Annotated in this window: 16 protein-coding genes and 1 tRNA gene; 13 read left to right on the forward strand and 4 right to left on the reverse strand. The window is 72.0% G+C overall.

The features are described 5' to 3' along the window. Positions 1–183: 183 nt before the first annotated feature. Genes SJY14_RS06470 through SJY14_RS06480 form a run of 3 tightly spaced genes read left to right on the forward strand, consistent with a single transcriptional unit; the run spans position 184 to position 3,432 of the window. Entirely contained in the window at positions 184–1,605 is a 1,422-nt protein-coding gene (locus SJY14_RS06470; RefSeq protein WP_396600113.1) for an ABC transporter ATP-binding protein, read from the forward strand. Continuing rightward, entirely contained in the window at positions 1,581–3,146 is a 1,566-nt protein-coding gene (locus SJY14_RS06475) for a hypothetical protein (protein ID WP_071256732.1), read from the forward strand. Before SJY14_RS06470 ends, SJY14_RS06475 begins: the two co-directional genes overlap by 25 nt. Before the next feature lie 25 nt (positions 3,147–3,171). Next, positions 3,172–3,432: a DUF3039 domain-containing protein gene (locus SJY14_RS06480; protein WP_043595414.1), complete on the forward strand. Its 261-nt coding sequence runs from the start codon at positions 3,172–3,174 to the stop codon at positions 3,430–3,432. Between the two features lie 13 nt (positions 3,433–3,445). Here SJY14_RS06480 and SJY14_RS06485 read toward each other — a convergent pair whose 3' ends face one another. Beyond that, on the reverse strand, positions 3,446–4,696 hold the full coding sequence (locus SJY14_RS06485) for a nicotinate phosphoribosyltransferase (RefSeq protein WP_396600257.1): 1,251 nt from the start codon (positions 4,694–4,696) through the stop codon (positions 3,446–3,448). A gap of 105 nt (positions 4,697–4,801) precedes the next feature. Between SJY14_RS06485 and murI the strand changes: the two genes are divergently transcribed. The 3 genes from murI to SJY14_RS06500 all read left to right on the forward strand — a co-directional run bounded on the left by murI (position 4,802) and on the right by SJY14_RS06500 (position 7,099). Further along, positions 4,802–5,656, forward strand: coding sequence for a glutamate racemase (gene murI / locus SJY14_RS06490; RefSeq protein WP_071256867.1), 855 nt, complete (start codon positions 4,802–4,804; stop codon positions 5,654–5,656). A gap of 73 nt (positions 5,657–5,729) precedes the next feature. Then, positions 5,730–6,476: a ribonuclease PH gene (gene rph / locus SJY14_RS06495; protein WP_043595412.1), complete on the forward strand. Its 747-nt coding sequence runs from the start codon at positions 5,730–5,732 to the stop codon at positions 6,474–6,476. Further along, positions 6,473–7,099, forward strand: coding sequence for a non-canonical purine NTP pyrophosphatase (locus tag SJY14_RS06500; RefSeq protein WP_396600114.1), 627 nt, complete (start codon positions 6,473–6,475; stop codon positions 7,097–7,099). The genes rph and SJY14_RS06500 overlap by 4 nt, the downstream gene beginning before the upstream one ends. A 57-nt stretch (positions 7,100–7,156) precedes the next feature. On the opposite strand, the gene SJY14_RS06505 is transcribed toward SJY14_RS06500, so the two are convergent. The 3 genes from SJY14_RS06505 to SJY14_RS06515 all read right to left on the reverse strand — a co-directional run bounded on the left by SJY14_RS06505 (position 7,157) and on the right by SJY14_RS06515 (position 9,304). Then, a complete protein-coding gene (locus tag SJY14_RS06505; protein WP_055973961.1) occupies positions 7,157–7,864 on the reverse strand; it encodes a DedA family protein in 708 nt (235 codons plus the stop codon). Between the two features lie 52 nt (positions 7,865–7,916). Further along, positions 7,917–7,998, reverse strand: a tRNA-Leu gene (locus SJY14_RS06510). Positions 7,999–8,053: 55 nt separating this feature from the next. After that, positions 8,054–9,304 (reverse strand): MFS transporter, encoded by a 1,251-nt coding sequence (locus tag SJY14_RS06515; RefSeq protein ID WP_071256730.1) that lies wholly within the window; start codon positions 9,302–9,304, stop codon positions 8,054–8,056. Between the two features lie 39 nt (positions 9,305–9,343). Here SJY14_RS06515 and mnmA point away from each other — a divergent pair, with 39 nt between their 5' ends. The 7 genes from mnmA to gatB all read left to right on the forward strand — a co-directional run bounded on the left by mnmA (position 9,344) and on the right by gatB (position 19,155). After that, positions 9,344–10,474, forward strand: a complete 1,131-nt coding sequence (gene mnmA / locus SJY14_RS06520; protein WP_396600115.1) for a tRNA 2-thiouridine(34) synthase MnmA — start codon at positions 9,344–9,346, stop codon at positions 10,472–10,474. Between the two features lie 11 nt (positions 10,475–10,485). Continuing rightward, on the forward strand, positions 10,486–12,834 hold the full coding sequence (gene ligA / locus SJY14_RS06525) for an NAD-dependent DNA ligase LigA (protein WP_396600116.1): 2,349 nt from the start codon (positions 10,486–10,488) through the stop codon (positions 12,832–12,834). 173 nt (positions 12,835–13,007) lie between these two features. Then, the gene (locus SJY14_RS06530) at positions 13,008–14,396 is read left to right on the forward strand and encodes an alpha/beta hydrolase (protein WP_396600117.1); all 1,389 of its coding nucleotides are present in this window, start codon (positions 13,008–13,010) and stop codon (positions 14,394–14,396) included. A gap of 78 nt (positions 14,397–14,474) precedes the next feature. Then, the gene (locus SJY14_RS06535) at positions 14,475–15,749 is read left to right on the forward strand and encodes an MFS transporter (protein ID WP_396600118.1); all 1,275 of its coding nucleotides are present in this window, start codon (positions 14,475–14,477) and stop codon (positions 15,747–15,749) included. A 54-nt stretch (positions 15,750–15,803) separates the two neighbouring features. Beyond that, positions 15,804–16,103 (forward strand): Asp-tRNA(Asn)/Glu-tRNA(Gln) amidotransferase subunit GatC, encoded by a 300-nt coding sequence (gene gatC / locus SJY14_RS06540; RefSeq protein ID WP_043594160.1) that lies wholly within the window; start codon positions 15,804–15,806, stop codon positions 16,101–16,103. A 2-nt stretch (positions 16,104–16,105) separates the two neighbouring features. Continuing rightward, positions 16,106–17,656: an Asp-tRNA(Asn)/Glu-tRNA(Gln) amidotransferase subunit GatA gene (gene gatA / locus SJY14_RS06545; RefSeq protein ID WP_071256725.1), complete on the forward strand. Its 1,551-nt coding sequence runs from the start codon at positions 16,106–16,108 to the stop codon at positions 17,654–17,656. After that, positions 17,656–19,155 (forward strand): Asp-tRNA(Asn)/Glu-tRNA(Gln) amidotransferase subunit GatB, encoded by a 1,500-nt coding sequence (gatB, locus tag SJY14_RS06550; protein WP_071256723.1) that lies wholly within the window; start codon positions 17,656–17,658, stop codon positions 19,153–19,155. Before gatA ends, gatB begins: the two co-directional genes overlap by 1 nt. Positions 19,156–19,185 lie beyond the last annotated feature (30 nt).

Genomic DNA, 19,185 nt, shown 5'->3' on the forward strand with positions numbered 1-19,185 from the left:
GTGCGATTCGCCTCGTGTTCGAGCGGTGTTCACCGCGGAGCATCGATCTGGACACGTCGTCGTGCTGTTGCAGACTACCCGATGAGGCCAGGGGCAGCCAGGGAGCGGACCCGAAGCGTGTCCCTTTCGTGATATACGCCTCCCGTCGTCGGGTCGGCGTCGTGGCCTTGGTACGGTGGGGCGATGGCTGGACGGCGCGAGGACGAAGTGGGTGACATCGCCCCCGACTCGACGCCGGGTGACGACACGGTCGGAGCGGTGGGCGCGTCCGACCAGGGGGAGAAAACAGTGGACGACGACGCGACGACCGCGGGGGACGTGGCCGAGGGGACGGCCGCGACGACCGAGGCCACGACGCCCCGCGTGCCGGTGACGAAGGCCGCGACGGCTCGCAAGCCCTCGGCGCCCCGCAAGCCCGCCTCGCCTCGCAAGCCCTCGCAGCGCACCGCCGCCGACCGGTCGGCGGCGGCCAAGAAGGCGGCAGCGACCCGCGCCGCGAACGCGCGCGCCCGGGCCGAGGCGGCGGCGAGGGCCGCAGAGGAAGAGGTCGTCGCCGAACTCGCCGACGCGGGCGTCACGACGGACGGCACCGTCGTCGTGCCCGTCTCCGCCGACGACTACTTCGGTGACGCCCTGACCGCCGAAGAGGAATCGGCCGTCGCCCTCGACGACGCGCTCGCCGGTGACGCACCGTCGACCGCCCCGGCCGAGGACGCCACGACCGCGCCCGACGAGACCGCCGTCGACCTCTCCGAGGCCGAGGCCGACGGCGTTGCCGTCGAGACCGAACGGGCCCCCGCCGACGAGGGCGCCGTGCGACCGGCCCGCGCGGTCGACGCCGAGGCCCCCGTCGTGCTCGCGATCTCGGGGATCATGAAGCGCTACGGCGGCACGGTCGCGGTCGAGAACGTCGACCTCGAGGTCCGAGCCGGATCGTTCTACGGCATCGTCGGTCCGAACGGGGCCGGCAAGACGACCACCCTGTCGATCGTGACCGGTCTCCTGCGACCCGACGCCGGCACGGTGACCGTCCTCGGGGCCGACGTCTGGCGCGACCCGGCCGCGGCGAAGCGGTCGCTCGGTGTCCTCCCGGACCGCCTGCGACTCTTCGACCGGCTGACCGGTGCGCAGCTCCTCTACTACTCCGCGACCCTGCGCGGGCTCGACGGCGTCACGGCACGCAAGCGCTCCTCCGACCTCGCCACCGCGTTCGGCCTGCACGACGCGCTCGGCCGTCTCGTCAGCGACTACTCCGTGGGCATGACGAAGAAGATCGCCCTGGCCGCCGCGATCATCCACTCGCCGCGGGTCCTCGTGCTCGACGAGCCGTTCGAGTCGGTCGACCCCGTGTCGGCCGCCACCGTGACGGACGTCCTGCAGCGCTACGTGGCCGGGGGCGGGACGGTGCTGCTCTCGAGCCACAGCATGGACCTCGTCGAGCGGATCTGCGACAGCGTCGCGGTGATCGTCGACGGTCACGTCCTCGCGAGCGGCACGGTCGACGAGGTCCGGGCCGGACGCTCCCTCGAGCAGCGGTTCGTCGAGCTCGCCGGCGGGCGCGCGGTCACGGAGGGCATGGAATGGTTGCAGAACTTCTCCGACTGAGGCTCCAGACGATCGGCAACACGGTCCGCTTCGGGCCACGTCGCCTGACCGTCGCCGTGGCTTCCGTGCTCGCCGTCCTGATCGTCACCATCGCGGTCGCGAGCCTCGTGAGCGGCCTGCGCGCCGCGCCCCTCGACGACGTCCGCGCCCTCGCGGTCGGCGGGGGCGCCCTGCTGCTGGTCGGCTTCGCCGTGGTCCCCTTCGCGTCCGTCCGTCCCGCCTGGAGCGACCCCCGCCGTCTCGCCGTCCTCGGCGTGCCCGAGGGACGGGCAGCGGTCGGCCTGGCGCTCGGTGCCGTGATCGGCCTGCCCACACTGGCCCTGCTCGTCCTCTCGACCGGGTACGTCCGTGCCTGGGGCGAGGGCACCGGCGTCGCGGCCGTGGCCGTCGTCGGCGCACTCCTCGCCGGCGTCACCGCGCTGTTGCTGGCCCTCGTGGCCTCGACGCTGAACAGCGTCGTCCTGACGTCCCGTCGCGGTCGCGAGCTCGCGCTCGTCGGTGCCGTGCTCGTCGCCCTGCTGGCCGTGCCGGTGATCGTCGATCTCGTCCGCCTCTCACTGCCCGGCCGCTCGGGCACCGGAGTCATCGCGGACGCCCTCGCCTGGACGCCGTTCGGGGCCGCGCTCGCGCTCCCCGGTCACGTCGCCGCGGGCCAGACCGGTCGCGTCGTGGCCGACGTCGCCATCGCCGCCGTCACGCTCGTGGCCTTGTGGCTCGCCTGGCGGGCACTCGTCGCTCGCGCGTTCGTCGATCGACCAGAACCCGAAGAGGTCGACGACGGCGACGGCCTCGGCTGGTTCGAGTACGTCCGGGCCTCGCCGACCGGGGCCGTCGCCGGCCGCAGTCTCACCTACTGGATGCGCGACGCCCGCTACCGCATGTCGCTCGTCATCATCCCGTTCCTGCCGCTGCTCGTCGTCCCCCTCGGCATCGCGGGCGTCAGCTGGAACTGGCTGGCCCTCGTGCCGGTGCCGATCATGTGCCTCATCCTGGGATTCCTGCCGCACAACGACGTGGCCTACGACAGCACGGCGCTCTGGATGCACGTGGCGTCCGACACGCGGGGTCTGGCGGACCGCGTGGGGCGACTCGCGCCTCCTCTGCTGATCGGTGTCCCGCTCGTCGTGCTGGGCTCGGTCGTCGCGACCTGGCTGTTCGGCGACTGGCAGGCCCTGCCGTCCGAGCTGGGGGTGAGCGCCGGCTTCCTGCTGAGCGGCCTCGGTCTGTCGAGCCTGGTGTCGGCACTCATGCCCTACGCCACGGTCCGCCCGCACGACGACCCGTTCCAGCAGCCGCAGTCGAACGGCGCCACCGCGGCGTGGGCGCAGACCGTCATGATCGGCGGAGCCGTCCTCGCGACGGCACCCGCGCTCTGGTTCGCCGGTCGCGGCCTGATCACGGGTTACCCGGCGGGTGGTACGTGGTCGCTGGTCCTCGGTGTCGGTGTCGGACTCGTCGTGCTGGTCGCGGGTGTGGCCCTCGGTGCTCGGGTCTTCTCGCGGCGGGCGCCCGAGCTGTTGGCGTTCGCCCTCCGCAGCTGAGTCGAGGTCGACGTACGATGTCTGCATGACTGACACGCAGACAGGCGGCGGCCTCGACGTCATGGACCGCGAGCTCGAAAAGCTCCTGAACGACGAGGCGATCGACCCGGGCGACCACGAGCGTTTCTCTCACTACGTGAAGAAGGACAAGATCATGGAGTCCGCGCTCAGCGGCAAGCCGGTCAAGGCGCTCTGTGGCAAGAAGTGGACGCCGGGTCGCGATCCCGAGAAGTTCCCGGTGTGCCCGACCTGCAAAGAGATCTACGAGAAGATGACGTCCGAATGACGTCGGCCCCGGGTCAGGCGTAGACGGTCGGCACGACCGGCTCGCCACGGCCCAGCCGTAGCGCCTGGTCGGGCAGTTCGGCCACGGCCGCGGCCCGGTGGAGGCGCGCGCGGGCCACGCCCTCGGCTCCCGTATGACGGGTGTCGATCTCTCCCGCCGACACGAGCGGCACGTGCAGCGAGCGCTCCCCGGCCGCAACCTCCGACGATCCGATGCGGATGAGCTCGCGGGTGGCGACCCCGTCGACGATCACGCGCACGGGGGACTTCCGTCCACCGACCGAGGCCTTGTCGGCCGACTTCTTCGCCACCGAGACCCAGTCGCCGTCGTCCCCGCGACGGGCGACCAGTTTGAAGACCATGCCGGCGGCCGGGTGGCCCGAGCCCGAGACGACGGACGTGCCCACGCCGAAGGAGTCGACCGGGGCCGCGCGCAGGGCGGCGATCGTGTACTCGTCGAGGTCGTTCGTGACGGTGATCTTCGCCCCCGTCGCGCCGAGCGCGTCGAGCTGGGTGCGGACCTGCCCCACCAGCGACGGCAGGTCGCCGCTGTCGATGCGCACCGCTCCGAGACCCGGCCCGGCCACCCGGACGGCAGTGGCCACGGCCTCGGGGATGTCGTAGGTGTCGACGAGCAGGGTGGTGCCCGGCCCCAGGGTGTCGACCTGGGCGCGGAAGGCGTCCTCTTCGGTGTCGTGCAACAGCGTGAACGCGTGGGCCGCGGTTCCCATCGTCGGAACGCCCCACGACCGGCCGGCCTCGAGGTTGCTCGTGGCGCCGAAGCCCGCGATGTAGGCGGCCCGGGCCGCGGCCACGGCGCTGCGTTCGCCCGTGCGGCGTGAGCCCATCTCGGCGAGAGGGCGTCCGTCGGCGGCCGAGACCATGCGCGCCGCCGCGCTGGCCACGGCCGAGTCGTAGTTGAACACGCTCAGCGCCAGGGTCTCGAGCAGCACGGCCTCGGCGAACGTCGACTCGATGACCAGCAGCGGCGACCCCGGCAGGTAGACCTCGCCCTCGGCGTAGCCCCAGATGTCGCCCGAGAACCGGTAGTCGGCCAGCCAGTCGGCCGTCGTGCCGTCCACGACCCCCGCCTCGCGCAGCCAGGCCACCTCGTCGTCGCCGAACCGGAAGTCGGCCAGGAGCTCGAGGAATCGACCGGTGCCCGCGACGATGCCGTACCGCCGCCCCTCGGGCAGCCGTCGGGCGAACACCTCGAAGACGCTGTCGCGGTGGGCCGTGCCCGCCTTGAGGGCGGCCTCCACCATGGTGAGCTCGTACCGGTCGGTCAACAGTGCGCTGGTCACCTCGCCAGCCTAGGCTGGCCCGGTCATCCCGGGGGTCGCGGCTCGCGACGGGTAGGCTTCGTGGTCGTGACGGACGCACCCATCGGAGTCTTCGACAGCGGCGTCGGCGGCCTGACGGTGTCGCGGGCGATCATCGACCAGCTGCCCCACGAGTCGATCCGGTACGTCGGCGACACGGCCCACTCACCGTACGGACCGAAGCCGATCGCCCAGGTGCGCGAGTACGCCCTCGCCGTCATGGACGACCTCGTCGCCCAGGGTGTCAAGCTGCTGGTCATCGCCTGCAACACCGCGTCGTCCGCCGTGCTGCGCGACGCCCGTGAGCGGTACACGATCGGCGCGGGCATCCCCGTGGTCGAGGTGATCCAGCCGGCCGTGCGCGCGGCCGTGCAGCAGACGCGCAACGGCCGCATCGGCGTCATCGGCACCGAGGGCACGATCAACTCGCGGGCCTACGAGGACGCCTTCGCGGCCGCCGCGGGCCTCGAGTTGTCCACGCAGGCCTGCCCGCGCTTCGTGGAGTTCGTCGAGGCGGGCGACACGTCGAGCCCCGAGCTGCGGGCCGTCGCCGAGGGCTACCTCGCCCCGCTGCGCGACGCCGGCATCGACACCCTCGTCCTGGGCTGCACCCACTACCCCCTCATGTCGGCCGCCGTGCAGTACGTCGTGGGCCCCGACGTCCGGCTCGTGTCCAGCGCGGAAGAGACCGCGGCCGACGTCTACCGCACCCTCGTCCAGCACGGGCTCGAGCGCACCGACCGCGGCGAGCCACACCACGAATTCGAAGCCACCGGGCCCGACGAGAAGGCGTTCCTGCGCCTGGCCCGACGGTTCCTGGGGCCCGAGGTCTCGCGCGTCGGCCACCTCGAGACGGGGGCGATCGAGTTGCCCACGGGCCTGCGCCCCGTCGAACGGACCTGACCCGCGCCTCCTGCGTCCCCCGGGGTCGACGACCTCGATCGCCATCCGTCCACCACCGCCGAGAGAAGGCACCATGACCGACACCACGAGCACGACCGTCCGCGCCGACGGGCGCAGCACCACCGACCTGCGACCCGTCACCATCGAGACCGGCTGGAGCGCCCACGCCGAGGGAAGCGCCCTCATCACGTTCGGCGGCACGAAGGTGCTGTGCACCGCGTCCTTCACGAACGGCGTGCCCCGCTGGCTGACCGGCAAGGGCAAGGGCTGGGTCACCGCCGAGTACGCGATGCTGCCCCGGGCCACCAACTCGCGCAACGACCGCGAGAGCGTCAAGGGCAAGATCGGCGGACGCACGCACGAGATCTCGCGCCTGATCGGCCGCAGCCTCCGGGCAGTGGTCGACACCAAGGCCCTCGGCGAGAACACCATCGTGCTCGACTGCGACGTCCTGCAGGCCGACGGCGGCACCCGCACCGCCGCGATCACGGGCGCCTACGTCGCCCTCGCCCAGGCGATCGAGTGGGGTCGCGAGAAGAAGTTCGTCGGGCAGAAGGCCACGCCGCTGACCGACAGCGTCTCGGCCGTCTCGGTCGGCATCATCGACGGCGAGCCCATGCTCGACCTCGCCTACGTCGAAGACGTCCGGGCCGAGACCGACATGAACGTCGTCGTCACGGGCAGCGGGTCGTTCGTCGAGGTCCAGGGCACGGCCGAGGGCGCGCCGTTCGACCGCCGCGAACTCGACTCCCTGCTCGACCTCGCCGTCGCCGGTGCCGTCGACCTGAGTCGCTTCCAGCGCGAGGCCCTCGGCCGATGACCCGTGTCGTCATCGCCACGCACAACCAGGGCAAGGTGGCCGAGTTGCGGCTGCTGCTCGCCGAGACGGCGCCGGGCGTCGAGCTGGTCGCCTACGACGGCCCCGAGCCGGTCGAGGACGGTGACACCTTCGCGGCAAACGCCCTGATCAAGGCGCGTGCGGCAGCACGTCACACCGGCCTGCCCGCGCTCGCCGACGACAGCGGCATCTCGGCGGCGGCCCTCGGCGGTGCTCCGGGCATCCATTCGGCGCGCTACGCCGGCACCCGCGACGCGGACGACAACATCGACAAGCTGCTGACCGAGCTCGACGGTGCCGACGACCGCTCGGCGTGGTTCTCGTGCGCCGCCGCCCTCGTCGTGCCGCCGCCCGTCGGCGCCGAGGGCCCCGACGGGCCGCCCGAGGCGAGCGAGTGGGTCGAGCACGTCGAGTACGGCGAATGGCACGGCGAGGTACTGGAGGCGCGGGTCGGTTCGAACGGGCACGGTTACGACCCCGTGTTCCGCCCCGGGGGCGAGAGCCGCAGCGCGGCCGAGCTCACCGCGGACGAGAAGAACGCGGTGAGCCACCGCTCCCGGGCGTTCCGGGCGATCGCACCCCGGGTGGCCGCGCTGGCGAACTGAGCCGCGCGCGCCTCCTCGGGGTCGTCCGACCGGCGGGTGCCCGCGTGCCCGCGGTGCTCAGGCGTCGTGCGGCGCGGACGAGACGTGCGGCGTCTCGACCTCGCCCGAGGCCTCGGCCTTCTTGGCCTGGTGCACCCCGTGGAAGTAGTGGATCGCGATCGGGATCACCGTGGCCAGCACGGCCCCGAGCAGGATCAGGTCGATGTACGAGCTGACGAAGTCCGCGACGGGCGGGATGTGCCCGATGCCGAAGCCCGCCAGCGTGATGCCCATGCCCCAGACGACCGCACCGATGGCGTTGAACAGCGAGTAACGCCGGTAGCTCATGTGGCCGACGCCGGCCATGATCGGCGCGAAGGTCCGGATCACCGGGACGAACCGGGCGATGATGACGGCCATCGGGCCGAACCGCTCGAAGAAGGCGTTCGTGCGGTTGACGTTGGCGACGCTGAACAGCCCGCTCTCCTTCCGCTCGAAGATGCGGGGGCCGACCTTGTGGCCGATCAGGTAGCCGAGCTCGCCACCGGCGAACGCGGCGATGCTGATGAAGATCGCGATGAGCCAGATCGGCAGGCCGAGGGCCCCGGGGTTGGTCGCGGCGAGGATGCCGGTGATGATCAGCAACGTGTCGCCCGGGAACAGGAAGCCGACGAGCAGACCCGTCTCGGCGAAGACCAGCAGGCAGACGCCGAGCACGGCCCACGGGCCGAAGGACGTGAGCAGGTACTCGGGGTTGAGCCAGGGGATGGAGACGAGGGGCAGCATCGGGTGTTCTCCGGTCGTGGTCGCCGGCGTGCCCGGGGCCTCAGATGGGTCGTGCGGGAGAAGGGACTTGAACCCTCACGCTCGAAAGCACAGGAACCTAAATCCTGCGTGTCTGCCAATTCCACCACTCCCGCGGCAGACCGAGTGTACCGACGACGGCCCCCGGCCGGAACGGCGGACGAGGAGGCGCTAGCGCTTCGAGCGGGGCACGTGCGGTGAATACCGGGGCACGTAGCGTACGAGGATCGCCGCACCCACGAGACCGAGCACGCCCATCACCCCGCTGGCGAGCGAGATCGACACGACGGCGGTCACCCCGGAGATGAGGAGCGGAGCGGCCGCGCTGCCGGCGTCCCCGGTGAAACGCCAGGCGCCGAGGAAGGGCGCGGGATCGCCCTTGTCGGCCAGGTCGGCTCCGAGCGTCATGAGGATGCCGCTGCCGACGCCGTTTGCCAGGGACATCAGGACGGCGACGGTGACGAACCAGCCGACCTTCGCGTCGAGGTCGTGCGTGACCGACAGAGCGAGGTACGAGAGACCGAGGCCGACCATGCAGGGGACGGCGCTCCACAGGCGCCCGAAGCGGTCCATGATCTGGCCGCTCGTGTAGAACAACGCGAAGTCCACGGCGCCGGCGATGCCGATGATGATCGCGGTCTCGGACGCCCCGAGACCGATGCTGACGGCCCAGAGGGGCAGCATGACCTGGCGGCCCGAGCGCATGGCCCCGATCAGGGCCGCCCCGCTGCCGAGTTTCACCAGCACGCCGCGGTGACGCCAGAGGGTGCCGAAGAGCCCCTGGGCCTCCCTCGCGACGAGGTCGGCGCCGTCCTCCGTGCCGCGGCCCGGCCGGACGCCGAAGGCCGCCGACGGGTCACGCAGCACGAGCAGCGCGATGGCCGCACCGAGGCAGCCGACGATGTGCACGACGAACGCCGACTGGACGGACCCGGTCAGTTCGATGACCCCGGCCGACAGGAACGGGCCGACGAAGTAGCCGAGCCGGAAGACGCCGCCGAGGCTCGACAGCGCCCGGGCGCGGATCTCGACGGGCACGAAACTCGTCATGAAGGCGTGACGAGCGAGGGCGAAGACCGCGGTCGCGAGGCCGATGACCAGCACGCCGACGGCGAGGACGATCTCGTTCGGCGCCGTCAGGCAGGTGACGAGCCCGCCGATGCTGACGAGCGACGCCCCGATCATCGCGGTGCGCTCGCCGATGCGGCTGACCAGCCATCCGCTCGGGATGTCACCGATCAGCTCGCCCACGAGGATGAGCGCGGCGACGAAGGCGGCGAAGGGGAGCGAGGCACCGAGCTCGCTCGCCACGACGGGGATGATCGGGATGATGGCCCCCTCGCCGATGGCGAAGAGCGCCGCGGGCAGGAACGCCGCGAGGGCCACCGACCGCATGCTGAAGGCGGGGGAGGAGGAAGACATGTCGTCCGCCACCCTAGGCCTGCTGCGTACACTTGTCGGATGAAGGTCTTGGCAGCGATGAGTGGTGGAGTCGACTCGGCGGTCGCCGCGGCGAGGGCGGTCGAGGCCGGCCACGACGTGGTGGGGGTGCACCTGGCGCTGAGCCGCATGCCGGGCACGCTCCGGACGGGCAGCCGCGGCTGCTGCACAATCGAGGACTCGATGGACGCCCAGCGCGCCGCCAACAAGATCGGCATCCCGTACTACGTGTGGGACTTCTCCGAACGCTTCAAGCTCGACGTCGTCGACGACTTCGTGGCGGAGTACACCGCGGGCCGCACGCCCAACCCCTGCATGCGCTGCAACGAGCGCATCAAGTTCGCCGCCCTGCTCGAGAAGGCTCTCGCGCTCGGCTTCGACGCGGTCTGCACGGGGCACTACGCGACCATCCTCACCGACGACCAGGGCAACCGCGAGCTGCACCGCGCCTCCGCCTGGGCGAAGGACCAGTCGTACGTCCTGGGCGTGCTCACCACCGAGCAGCTCGCGCACTCGATGTTCCCGCTCGGGGCGACGCCCTCGAAGGCCGAGGTGCGGGCCGAGGCGGCCGAGCGCGGCTTCAGCGTCGCGTCGAAGCCCGACAGCCACGACATCTGCTTCATCCCCGACGGCGACACCCGCGGGTGGCTCGCCGAACGCGTCGGTGCCGAGACGGGCGAGATCCTCGACCGCAGCGGTGCCGTGGTCGGCTCGCACGAAGGGGCGCACGCGTTCACGGTCGGCCAGCGGAAGGGCCTCAACATCGGGTTCCCCTCGGACGACGGCAAGCCGCGCTTCGTGCTCGAGGTGCGGCCCGTCGACAACACGGTCGTCGTCGGTCCGAAGGAGGCGCTCGACATCGCCGAGATCGCCGGTGGCTCGTACACGTGGGCCGGGCTCGCCCCGGTCGACCCGACGGTCGCCTTCGAGTGCGACGTGCAGATCCGTGCCCACGCCGATCCGGTTCCCGCCGTCGCGCGGGTGTCGGAGGTCGAGGGTAAGAAAGAACTCGTGATCACACCTCGCGAACCCCTCAACGGCGTGGCCCCCGGGCAGACCGCCGTCGTCTACGTCGGCACCCGCGTCCTCGGACAGTGCACCATCGACCGCACGGTCAGTGCCGTGCCGGTCCCCGCAGCCGCCATCGCCTGAGACGGCCGACGATGAGCGAGACCGGCACCGATTCCGCCTCCGGGTCCGCGGTCGAGACCGACGGCGTCCCCGACGACCTGTCCCGGGCGCGAGACGAGGCGGAACGGCTGACGACCCGCATCCTCGAGCTGCGTGACCAGTACTACGAGGGCAACGGCTCGACCGTCGCCGACGCCGACTACGACGGCCTCGTGCGACGCCTCGACGCCCTCGAGCGAGCGCACCCCGAGCTGCAGAAGCCCGACAGCCCCACACAGACGGTCGGCGGCCGGGCCGAGACCACGCAGTTCGCCCCGGTCGAGCACGCCGAGCGCATGCTCAGCCTCGACAACGTGTTCAGCGACGACGAGCTGGCCGAGTGGGCCGGCAAGGTGCAGCGTGACGCCGGCGCCGAGCGCGTGCGGTTCCTCACCGAGCTGAAGATCGACGGCCTGGCGATCAACCTGCGCTACGAGGACGGGGTGCTCGTCACCGCCGCCACGCGCGGCGACGGCGTCGTCGGCGAGGACGTGACCGGCAACGTGCTCGCGATGGGCACGATCCCCGAGCGCCTCGAGGGCATCGGCCACCCGCCGCTCGTCGAGGTGCGAGGCGAGATCTTCTTCCCGGTCAGCGAGTTCGACGAACTCAACGCGCAGCAGCGCGAGGCCGGCGAACGCGTCTTCGCGAACCCCCGCAACGCCGCCGCCGGCTCGCTGCGTCAGAAAGAAGAGGGCAAGAGCCCCGAGAAGCGCGAGTTGATGCACGCGCGCCTGCGTCGCCTGCGCATGCTCGTGCACGGCATCGGTGCCTGGCCGGTGCGCGAACTCGAGCGCGCGACCGACGTGCGGTCGCAATCCGAGGTCTACGACCTGCTGGGCGGGTGGGGTCTGCCCATCTCGACCCACTACCGCGTCTTCGACACGGTCGACGAGGTCGAGGCGTTCATCCACGACTACGGGGTGCGGCGATCGTCGGTCGAGCACCAGATCGACGGCATCGTCGTCAAGGTCGACGACCTCGCCCTGCACGAAGAGCTCGGGGCCACGAGTCGAGCGCCACGGTGGGCGACGGCGTTCAAGTACCAGCCCGAAGAGGTCAACACGACGCTGCTCGACATCGTCGTCAGCGTCGGACGCACGGGTCGTGCCACGCCGTTCGCCGTCATGGAGAAGGTCGAGGTCGCCGGCAGCGAGGTCCGTCAGGCGACCCTGCACAACCAGCAGGTGGTCAAGGCCAAGGGCGTGCTGATCGGTGACACCGTCGTGCTGCGGAAGGCGGGTGACGTCATCCCCGAGGTTCTCGGCCCCGTCATCGAGCTGCGCGACGGCACCGAACGCGAGTTCGTCATGCCCGTCGACTGCCCCGAGTGCGGCACCCCGCTCAAGCCCGCGAAAGAGGGCGACATCGACCTGCGCTGCCCCAACGCCGAGAGCTGCCCGGCGCAGGTGCGCGGGCGCGTCGAGCACATCGCCTCCCGTGGCTCGCTCGACGTCGAGGGCCTCGGTGAGGTCGCCGCCGCCGCGCTCACGCAGCCCGTCGAGCCGGCCACGCCGCCGCTCCGGACCGAGGCCGGCCTGTTCAGCCTGACGATGGCCGACATCTTCCCCGTCCGGGTCGTCGTGCGCGACGCCGAGACCGGCATGCAGAAGCTCGAGGCCGACGGGCAGCCGAAACTCGTCACCCCGTTCCGTCGCAAGCGCGCCAAGCGCGACGGCGCGTACGACCCCACCGCGGCCGAGTTCGCGGGCGACGAGACCTCGGTGCCGTCCAAGACGGCGATCGAGATGCTCGCCAACCTCGAGAAGGCGAAGACGAGCCCCCTGTGGCGCATCCTCGTCGGCCTCAGCATCCGGCACGTCGGGCCGGTAGCTGCTCGCGCGCTCGCGAACCACTTCGGCTCGCTCGACGCCATCCGGGCGGCTTCACGCGACGAGCTCGCGGCCGTCGACGGCGTGGGCGGCATCATCGCCGACGCGTTGCTGGCCTGGTTCGACGTCGACTGGCACGCCGAGATCATCGATCGGTGGACGGCCGCGGGCGTGCAGTTCACGACTCCCGGTCACCCCGGCCCGGGTGCGGCCGAGGCAGCAGGGGGCGTGCTCAGCGGGGTGACCGTCGTGGCGACCGGAAGCCTCGAGGGCTTCACCCGCGAGGGCGCACTCGAGGCCATCGTCGAGGCGGGTGGCAAGGCCGCCAGCAGCGTGAGCAAGAAGACCGACTTCGTCGCGGCCGGACCGGGGGCCGGCTCGAAGTTGACGAAGGCCGAACAGCTCGGGGTACGGATCATCGACGCAGAGCAGTTCGCTGTCCTCCTTAAGGAGGGCCCGGCGGCTCTCGTTGTCCCCCAGGTGGGGGACGAGGCTCCGTCTGATTCGTGATTTCCCTGGTCAGGGGCACTTTGCCTTCCTAAGATGTGAGGACGTGTCGTCCTCCAGCAGTAGGGAGCCGGGGTACAGGCACGTGACGAGGGGGAAGACCCGACGTGCTGTTCCTCGCTGCAGCAATGCTCTCTGCCTCGGTCCACCTCGCCGGGGTGGCCGATGCCCCGACCGTGCCTTCCGCGACGGTCCTGACGGTCGACCGCCCGGCAGCCGCGCCGCTCGTCGAGGCGTCCGTCCGCGACGTCCCCGGGCTCGCCCCGGTGCGGGACGGTCGGGCCGTGCCCGAGCTCGACGGCTGCCGAGGGGTCGAGGCGACCACGTTCTCGGCCGAGGCCTGCCTCGACCAGCTGGCCCGCGCCTCCTCGGCCGGGGTCGAGCGGTTCGCCGCGACGCTCGACGCCGACGGTGACGATGCAGCGGCACTCGTGGCAGTGGTCGGCGACCAGGTCCCACCCGAGGACGCGGCGGCCTGGTGGTCCGACCTGGATGACGGCCGGCGGATCGTCCTCGCGCACGCCGTGCCCGGCGTCGTGGGCAACCTCGAGGGCGTCCCGTACTCGGTGCGCGACACCGCCAACCGTCAGTTCCTGCGGGACGCCACCACGGCCGTCGCCGGGCGCATCGGCTCCGACGCCGAGCAACCGGAGGACCCCCGGCGCCTAGCGATGCTCGAGCAGGTGCGGGCGACCCTCGACGGCGCGACCCACGACGTGCCCTTCGCCGGGACGGCCGACCGGCACCTCGTCGCCCTCGACACGGTCCTGCCCGGTCGCGCGGCCGTCACCGTCGGCGACCTCGACACGGCCGACGACGTCAGCGTGCTCGTGCCCGGCATGCTCTTCACCGTGTCGGACCAGCTCGTCGACTGGACCAACACCGCCGGCGCCCTGCACGACGAGCAGGCCACCTGGGCGACGTTGCTGGGGCGCAGCGGCCCGGGCCCCGTGCCGACCGTCGCCGTCGTGGCCTGGATGGGCTACCAGACGCCCGACCTGACGAACTTCTACGACCTCGGTCTGGCCCAGCGGGGGGCCGCCCACCTCGAGGGCGCTCTCGAGGGGCTCGACGCGGCCCGGGCGGACGACGAACCGCGCGTGTCGGTCATGGCGCACTCGTACGGTTCGACGACGGCGACGATCGCCCTGTCGTCGGGCCGCGTCGCGGTGGACTCGCTCGTGCTGCTCGGGTCGCCCGGCAGCGTCGTGCCCGACGCGGGCGACCTGGCCGTCCGCGGAACCGACGTCTACGCGGCGGCCGGCAGCTTCGACCCCGTGGCGGGCAGCGGGTTCTTCGGGGCCGACCCGGCCACGGCGTCCTTCGGTGCCGTCGTGCTGCACATGGGCGGCGGCGCCGACACGGTGACGGGCCGTGCCCTGGCCGGGGCACTCGGCCACAACGACTACTTCCGCGCCGGCACCGAGTCGATGCGCAGCCTGGCCCTGATCGGGCTGGGTCACGGGGACCTCGTCGACGGTCGAGCCGGCGACCCCGGTCGGGGTGGGCCCGAGGCACCGGTCCTCACGCTGGTGCGCCCGCAGGACGTGTACTTCCGCGACTGACGGGCGCGACCGGCGTGACGCCGCCCGGCGGGGGCCGTCGATTTGGAGGCGCGGGCCGGGGCGGTCCAGAGTCGACCGGTGACCACGCCCCGCCTCCTCCGTCGGCCCCTCGAGCGTTTCCGCGACCAGCACCCGGTGCTGCGCGGCCTGCTCGCCTCGACGCTGGTCGGCACCGTCGGTCGGGGACTGTTCTTCACCCTGACGGTCATCTACATGACGCGGGTGGTCGGGCTCTCCGCCCTGTCGGTCGGTGCGGGGCTCACGATCGCGGGCGCCGTCGGGGTCGTCGCCTCGTTCGGCGGCGGCTACCTCGCCGACCGGGTGGGGGCGAAGCGGCTGCTCGTGGTCGCGACCGCGGTGATGGCCTGCGGCCTGCTCGGGTACGCCGTCCTCGACGGGTTCGCGTCCTACCTGGCGGTCGCCTGCGTCGTCGTGGGCAGCCAGGGCACGGCCCAGTCGGCGCGCTCGGCCCTGCTGGCCCGGGCGTTCGTCGGCCCGGCCAGGGTCTCGGCGCGCGCCACCATGCGGGTCGTGACCAACGTCGGCATCGCGATCGGAACGGCCGTGGCGGGCGTCGCGCTCGTGGTCGACGACGCCGTGGTCTACCGGGGTGCCCTCGTAGTGGGCGGCGTGCTGTTCCTGGCCAGCGTCGTCTGGATCGTGAGGGTGCCGTACGTCGATCCGGCTCCCGTGCCCCGCGTCCGTGGCGAGCGGGCTCCGGGGCGCTCGCCGCTGCGGGACCGGCGCTACCTCGCGGTCACCGTGCTCGGTGCCGTGACGACCGTGCAGTTCGGCCTGTTCGAGGTGGGCGTCCCGGTGTGGGTGACCCAGCACACCGAGGCGCCGGCGGCGGTCGTGTCGGTGCTGTTGCTGATGAACACGGCGATCGTGATCGCCCTGCAGATCCCGCTCTCCCGAGGGACCCACGACGTGGGAGGCGCGGGTCGCGCCAGTCTCGTCGGCGGGCTCCTCATGGTGGTCGCCTGCGCCCTCTGGGCCGCCGCCGCGACCGGGTCACCCGTCGTCGCCGTCGTCGTGCTGCTCGCGGCCGCCGCGGCTCATTCGCTCGCCGAGGTGCACCTGTCGGCCGGCGGCTGGGGGCTCGGCTTCGAACTCGCCGACCCCGAGAGGGCCGGTGCTTACCAGGGTGTCTACGGCACCGGGGCCGCGATCGGGGGAATGCTGGCGCCGGTCGTGGTGACGCAGACCGCGATCGGGCTCGGCGCCCCGGGCTGGATCGTGCTGGCCTCGGCGTTCGCCGCGGCGGGGACGGGGCTCTGGCTCGTGGCCCGCCGCGCAGCGGCCGGGGGCCCTGCGGCGGACCGGGGCCCCGGCGTCGGTGCCGCCCCGTAGAATCGTGCGGTACCCCCGCCGCGGTACCCCCGCACGACCACGTGAGAGAGAAGCATGTCCGAAATCACGCGCGAGCAGGTGCAGCACCTCGCCGGTCTCGCCCGCATCGCCCTCACCGAGGCCGAGATCGACACGATGACCGCCGAACTCGGCCACATCGTCGACAGCGTCGCCAAGGTCCGAGAGGTCGCGACCGACGACGTCCCCGCGACCAGCCACCCCATCCCGCTCGAGAACGTGTTCCGGCCCGACGTCGTGGGCGAGACGCTCACGGCCGAGCAGGCGCTGTCCGGCGCCCCCGACCACGACGGCTCGCGCTTCCGGGTGAGCGCGATCCTGGGAGAAGAGCAGTAGCCATGACCGACACCACCTCGCTCGTCCACCTGTCGGCCGCCGAGCTGTCGACCCGCCTCGCCGCCGGCGACGTGTCGTCGGTCGACGTCACGCGCGCCCACCTCGACCGCATCGAGGCGGTCGACGGCGACGTCCACGCCTTCCTGCACGTCAGCTCGGCCGCGCTCGACACTGCCGCCGACGTCGACCGTCGTCGTGCCGCGGGCGAGGCCCTCGGCCCGCTCGCCGGCGTCCCGATCGCCATCAAGGACGTGCTGTGCACGATCGACATGCCGTCGACCTCGGGCAGCAAGATCCTCGAGGGCTGGGTGCCGCCCTACGACGCGACCGTCGTCGCCAAGCTGCGCGCGGCCGACCTCGTCCCGCTGGGCAAGACGAACATGGACGAGTTCGCCATGGGCTCGTCGACCGAGTTCTCGGCCTACGGGCCCACGCACAACCCCTGGTCGCTCGACCGCATCCCCGGCGGGTCGGGCGGTGGCTCCGCGGCCGCCGTCGCCGCCTTCGAGGCGCCCCTCGCGCTCGGCAGCGACACCGGCGGGTCGATCCGCCAGCCCGGCGCCGTCACCGGCACCGTCGGGGTCAAGCCGACCTACGGGTCGGTCAGCCGCTACGGCGCGATCGCCCTGGCCAGCTCACTCGACCAGGTCGGTCCCGTCAGCCGCACCGTGCTCGACAGCGCCATGCTGCACGACGTCATCACCGGGCACGACCCTCGCGACTCCACCTCGCTGCGCGACGCCTGGCCGTCGTTCACCGAGGCGGCCCGCACCGGTCTCGCCGGCGGCGCCCTGAAGGGCGTCCGCGTCGGTGTCGTCCGCGAGCTGAACGGCGAGGGCTTCCAGGCCGGCGTCAAGACCCGCTTCGCGGAGGCCCTCGAGCTCATGAGCGCGGCCGGTGCCGAGATCGTCGAGATCTCTGCCCCCAGCTTCGAGCACGCGATCAGCGCCTACTACCTGATCCTGCCGGCCGAGGCGTCGAGCAACCTCGCCAAGTTCGACTCGGTGCGCTTCGGCCTGCGAGTCGTCCCCGAGGGCGGCGGCACCGTCGAGGACGTCATGGCCGCCACCCGTGAGGCCGGCTTCGGCCCCGAGGTGAAGCGCCGCATCATCCTCGGCACCTACGCCCTGAGTGCCGGCTACTACGACGCCTACTACGGCAGTGCGCAGAAGGTGCGCACCCTCGTGCAGCGCGACTTCGCGGCCGCGTTCGACCAGGTCGACGTGCTCGTCTCGCCATCGGCGCCCACCACGGCGTTCCGGCTCGGCGAGAAGATCGACGACCCGCTGGCGATGTACCTCAACGACATCACGACCATCCCCGCCAACCTGGCCGGCATTCCCGGCATCACGGTGCCGATGGGCCTGGCCGAAGAAGACGGTCTGCCGACGGGGCTGCAGTTCATGGCCCCCGCGCGCGGCGACGCCCGTCTGTACACCTACGGCGCCGCCCTCGAGCAGTTGCTCGAGCAAGGCTGGGGCCACACGCTCATCTCGCGCGCGCCCGACCTGAGCGCGACCGAGCAGACCGCCGCCACCGAGGGAGTCATCTGATGGCCAAGGCAGACCTGATGGACTACGAGAAGGCGCTCGAGCAGTTCGAGGTCGTCCTCGGCTTCGAGGTGCACGTCGAGCTCGCGACCAAGACCAAGATGTTCTCGGACGCCCCGAACTTCTTCGGCGGCGAGCCCAACACCAACGTCACCCCGGTCGACCTGGGCCTGCCCGGCTCGCTGCCGGTGGTCAACGAGCAGGCCGTGCGCTACTCCATCAGCCTCGGCCTGGCCCTGGGCTGCTCGATCGCCGAAAGTTCGCGCTTCGCCCGGAAGAACTACTTCTACCCCGACAACCCCAAGAACTACCAAGTCAGTCAGTTCGACGAACCGATCGCGTTCGAGGGCGAGGTCGAGGTCGAACTGCCCGACGGGACGGTCTTCGCCATCCCGATCGAGCGTGCCCACATGGAAGAGGACGCCGGCAAGCTGACGCACGTCGGCGGGTCGACCGGTCGCATCCAGGGCGCCGAGTACTCGCTCGTCGACTACAACCGTGCGGGCATCCCGCTCGTCGAGATCGTCACCAAGCCGATCATCGGCGCCGGCGCCAAGGGCCCCGAGCTCGGTGCGGCCTACGTCTCGACCATCCGCGACATCGTGCGGGCCCTGGGCGTCAGCGAGGCCCGCATGGAGCGCGGCAACCTGCGCTGCGACGCGAACGTCTCCCTGCGCCCGCACGGGCAAGAGAAGCTCGGCACCCGCACCGAGACCAAGAACGTCAACTCGTTCCGCTCCGTCGAGCGTGCCGTCCGCTACGAGATCCAGCGCCAGGCCGCGATCCTCGCCGCGGGCGGAACGATCACGCAAGAGACGCGCCACTGGCACGAAGACACCGGTCGCACCTCGGCGGGCCGCCCGAAGAGCGACGCCGACGACTACCGGTACTTCCCCGAGCCCGACCTGCTGCCCGTCGTCCCTCCGCGCGAACTCGTCGAAGAACTGCGCCTCGCCCTGCCCGAGGCGCCGGTCGCCCAGCGTCGCCGGCTCAAGTCCGAGTGGGGCTTCGCCGACCTCGAGTTCCAGGACGTCGTGAACTCGGGGCTGCTCACCGAACTCGTCGAGACCGTCGCCGCCGGTGCCTCGCCCCAGGCCGCCCGCAAGTGGTGGACCGGCGAGATCGCCCGCCTCGCCAACGCCCAGGGCGTCGAGGCCTCGAGCCTCGTGTCGCCGCTGCACGTCAGCGAACTCATCGCGCTCGTCGAGAGCGGCGAGCTGACCGACCGACTGGCCCGCCAGGTGCTCGAGGGCGTCGTCGCCGGCGAGGGCAGCCCGTCCGAGGTCGTCGAGGGCCGCGGCCTCAAGGTCGTCTCCGACGACGGCGCGCTGATCGCGGCGATCGACGAGGCCCTGGCCAGCCAGCCCGACGTGCTCGCGAAGATCCGCGACGGCAAGGTGCAGGCGGCCGGTGCCGTCATCGGCGCCGTCATGAAGGCCATGAAGGGCCAGGCGGACGCCGCGCGCGTCCGCGAGCTGGTGCTCGAGCGGGCGCAGGCCTGATCGACGTGACCACGGCCGCGGCAGGGTGCG

The organism is Frigoribacterium sp. R86507 (assembly GCF_044597695.1).
Lineage (GTDB): Bacteria > Actinomycetota > Actinomycetes > Actinomycetales > Microbacteriaceae > Frigoribacterium.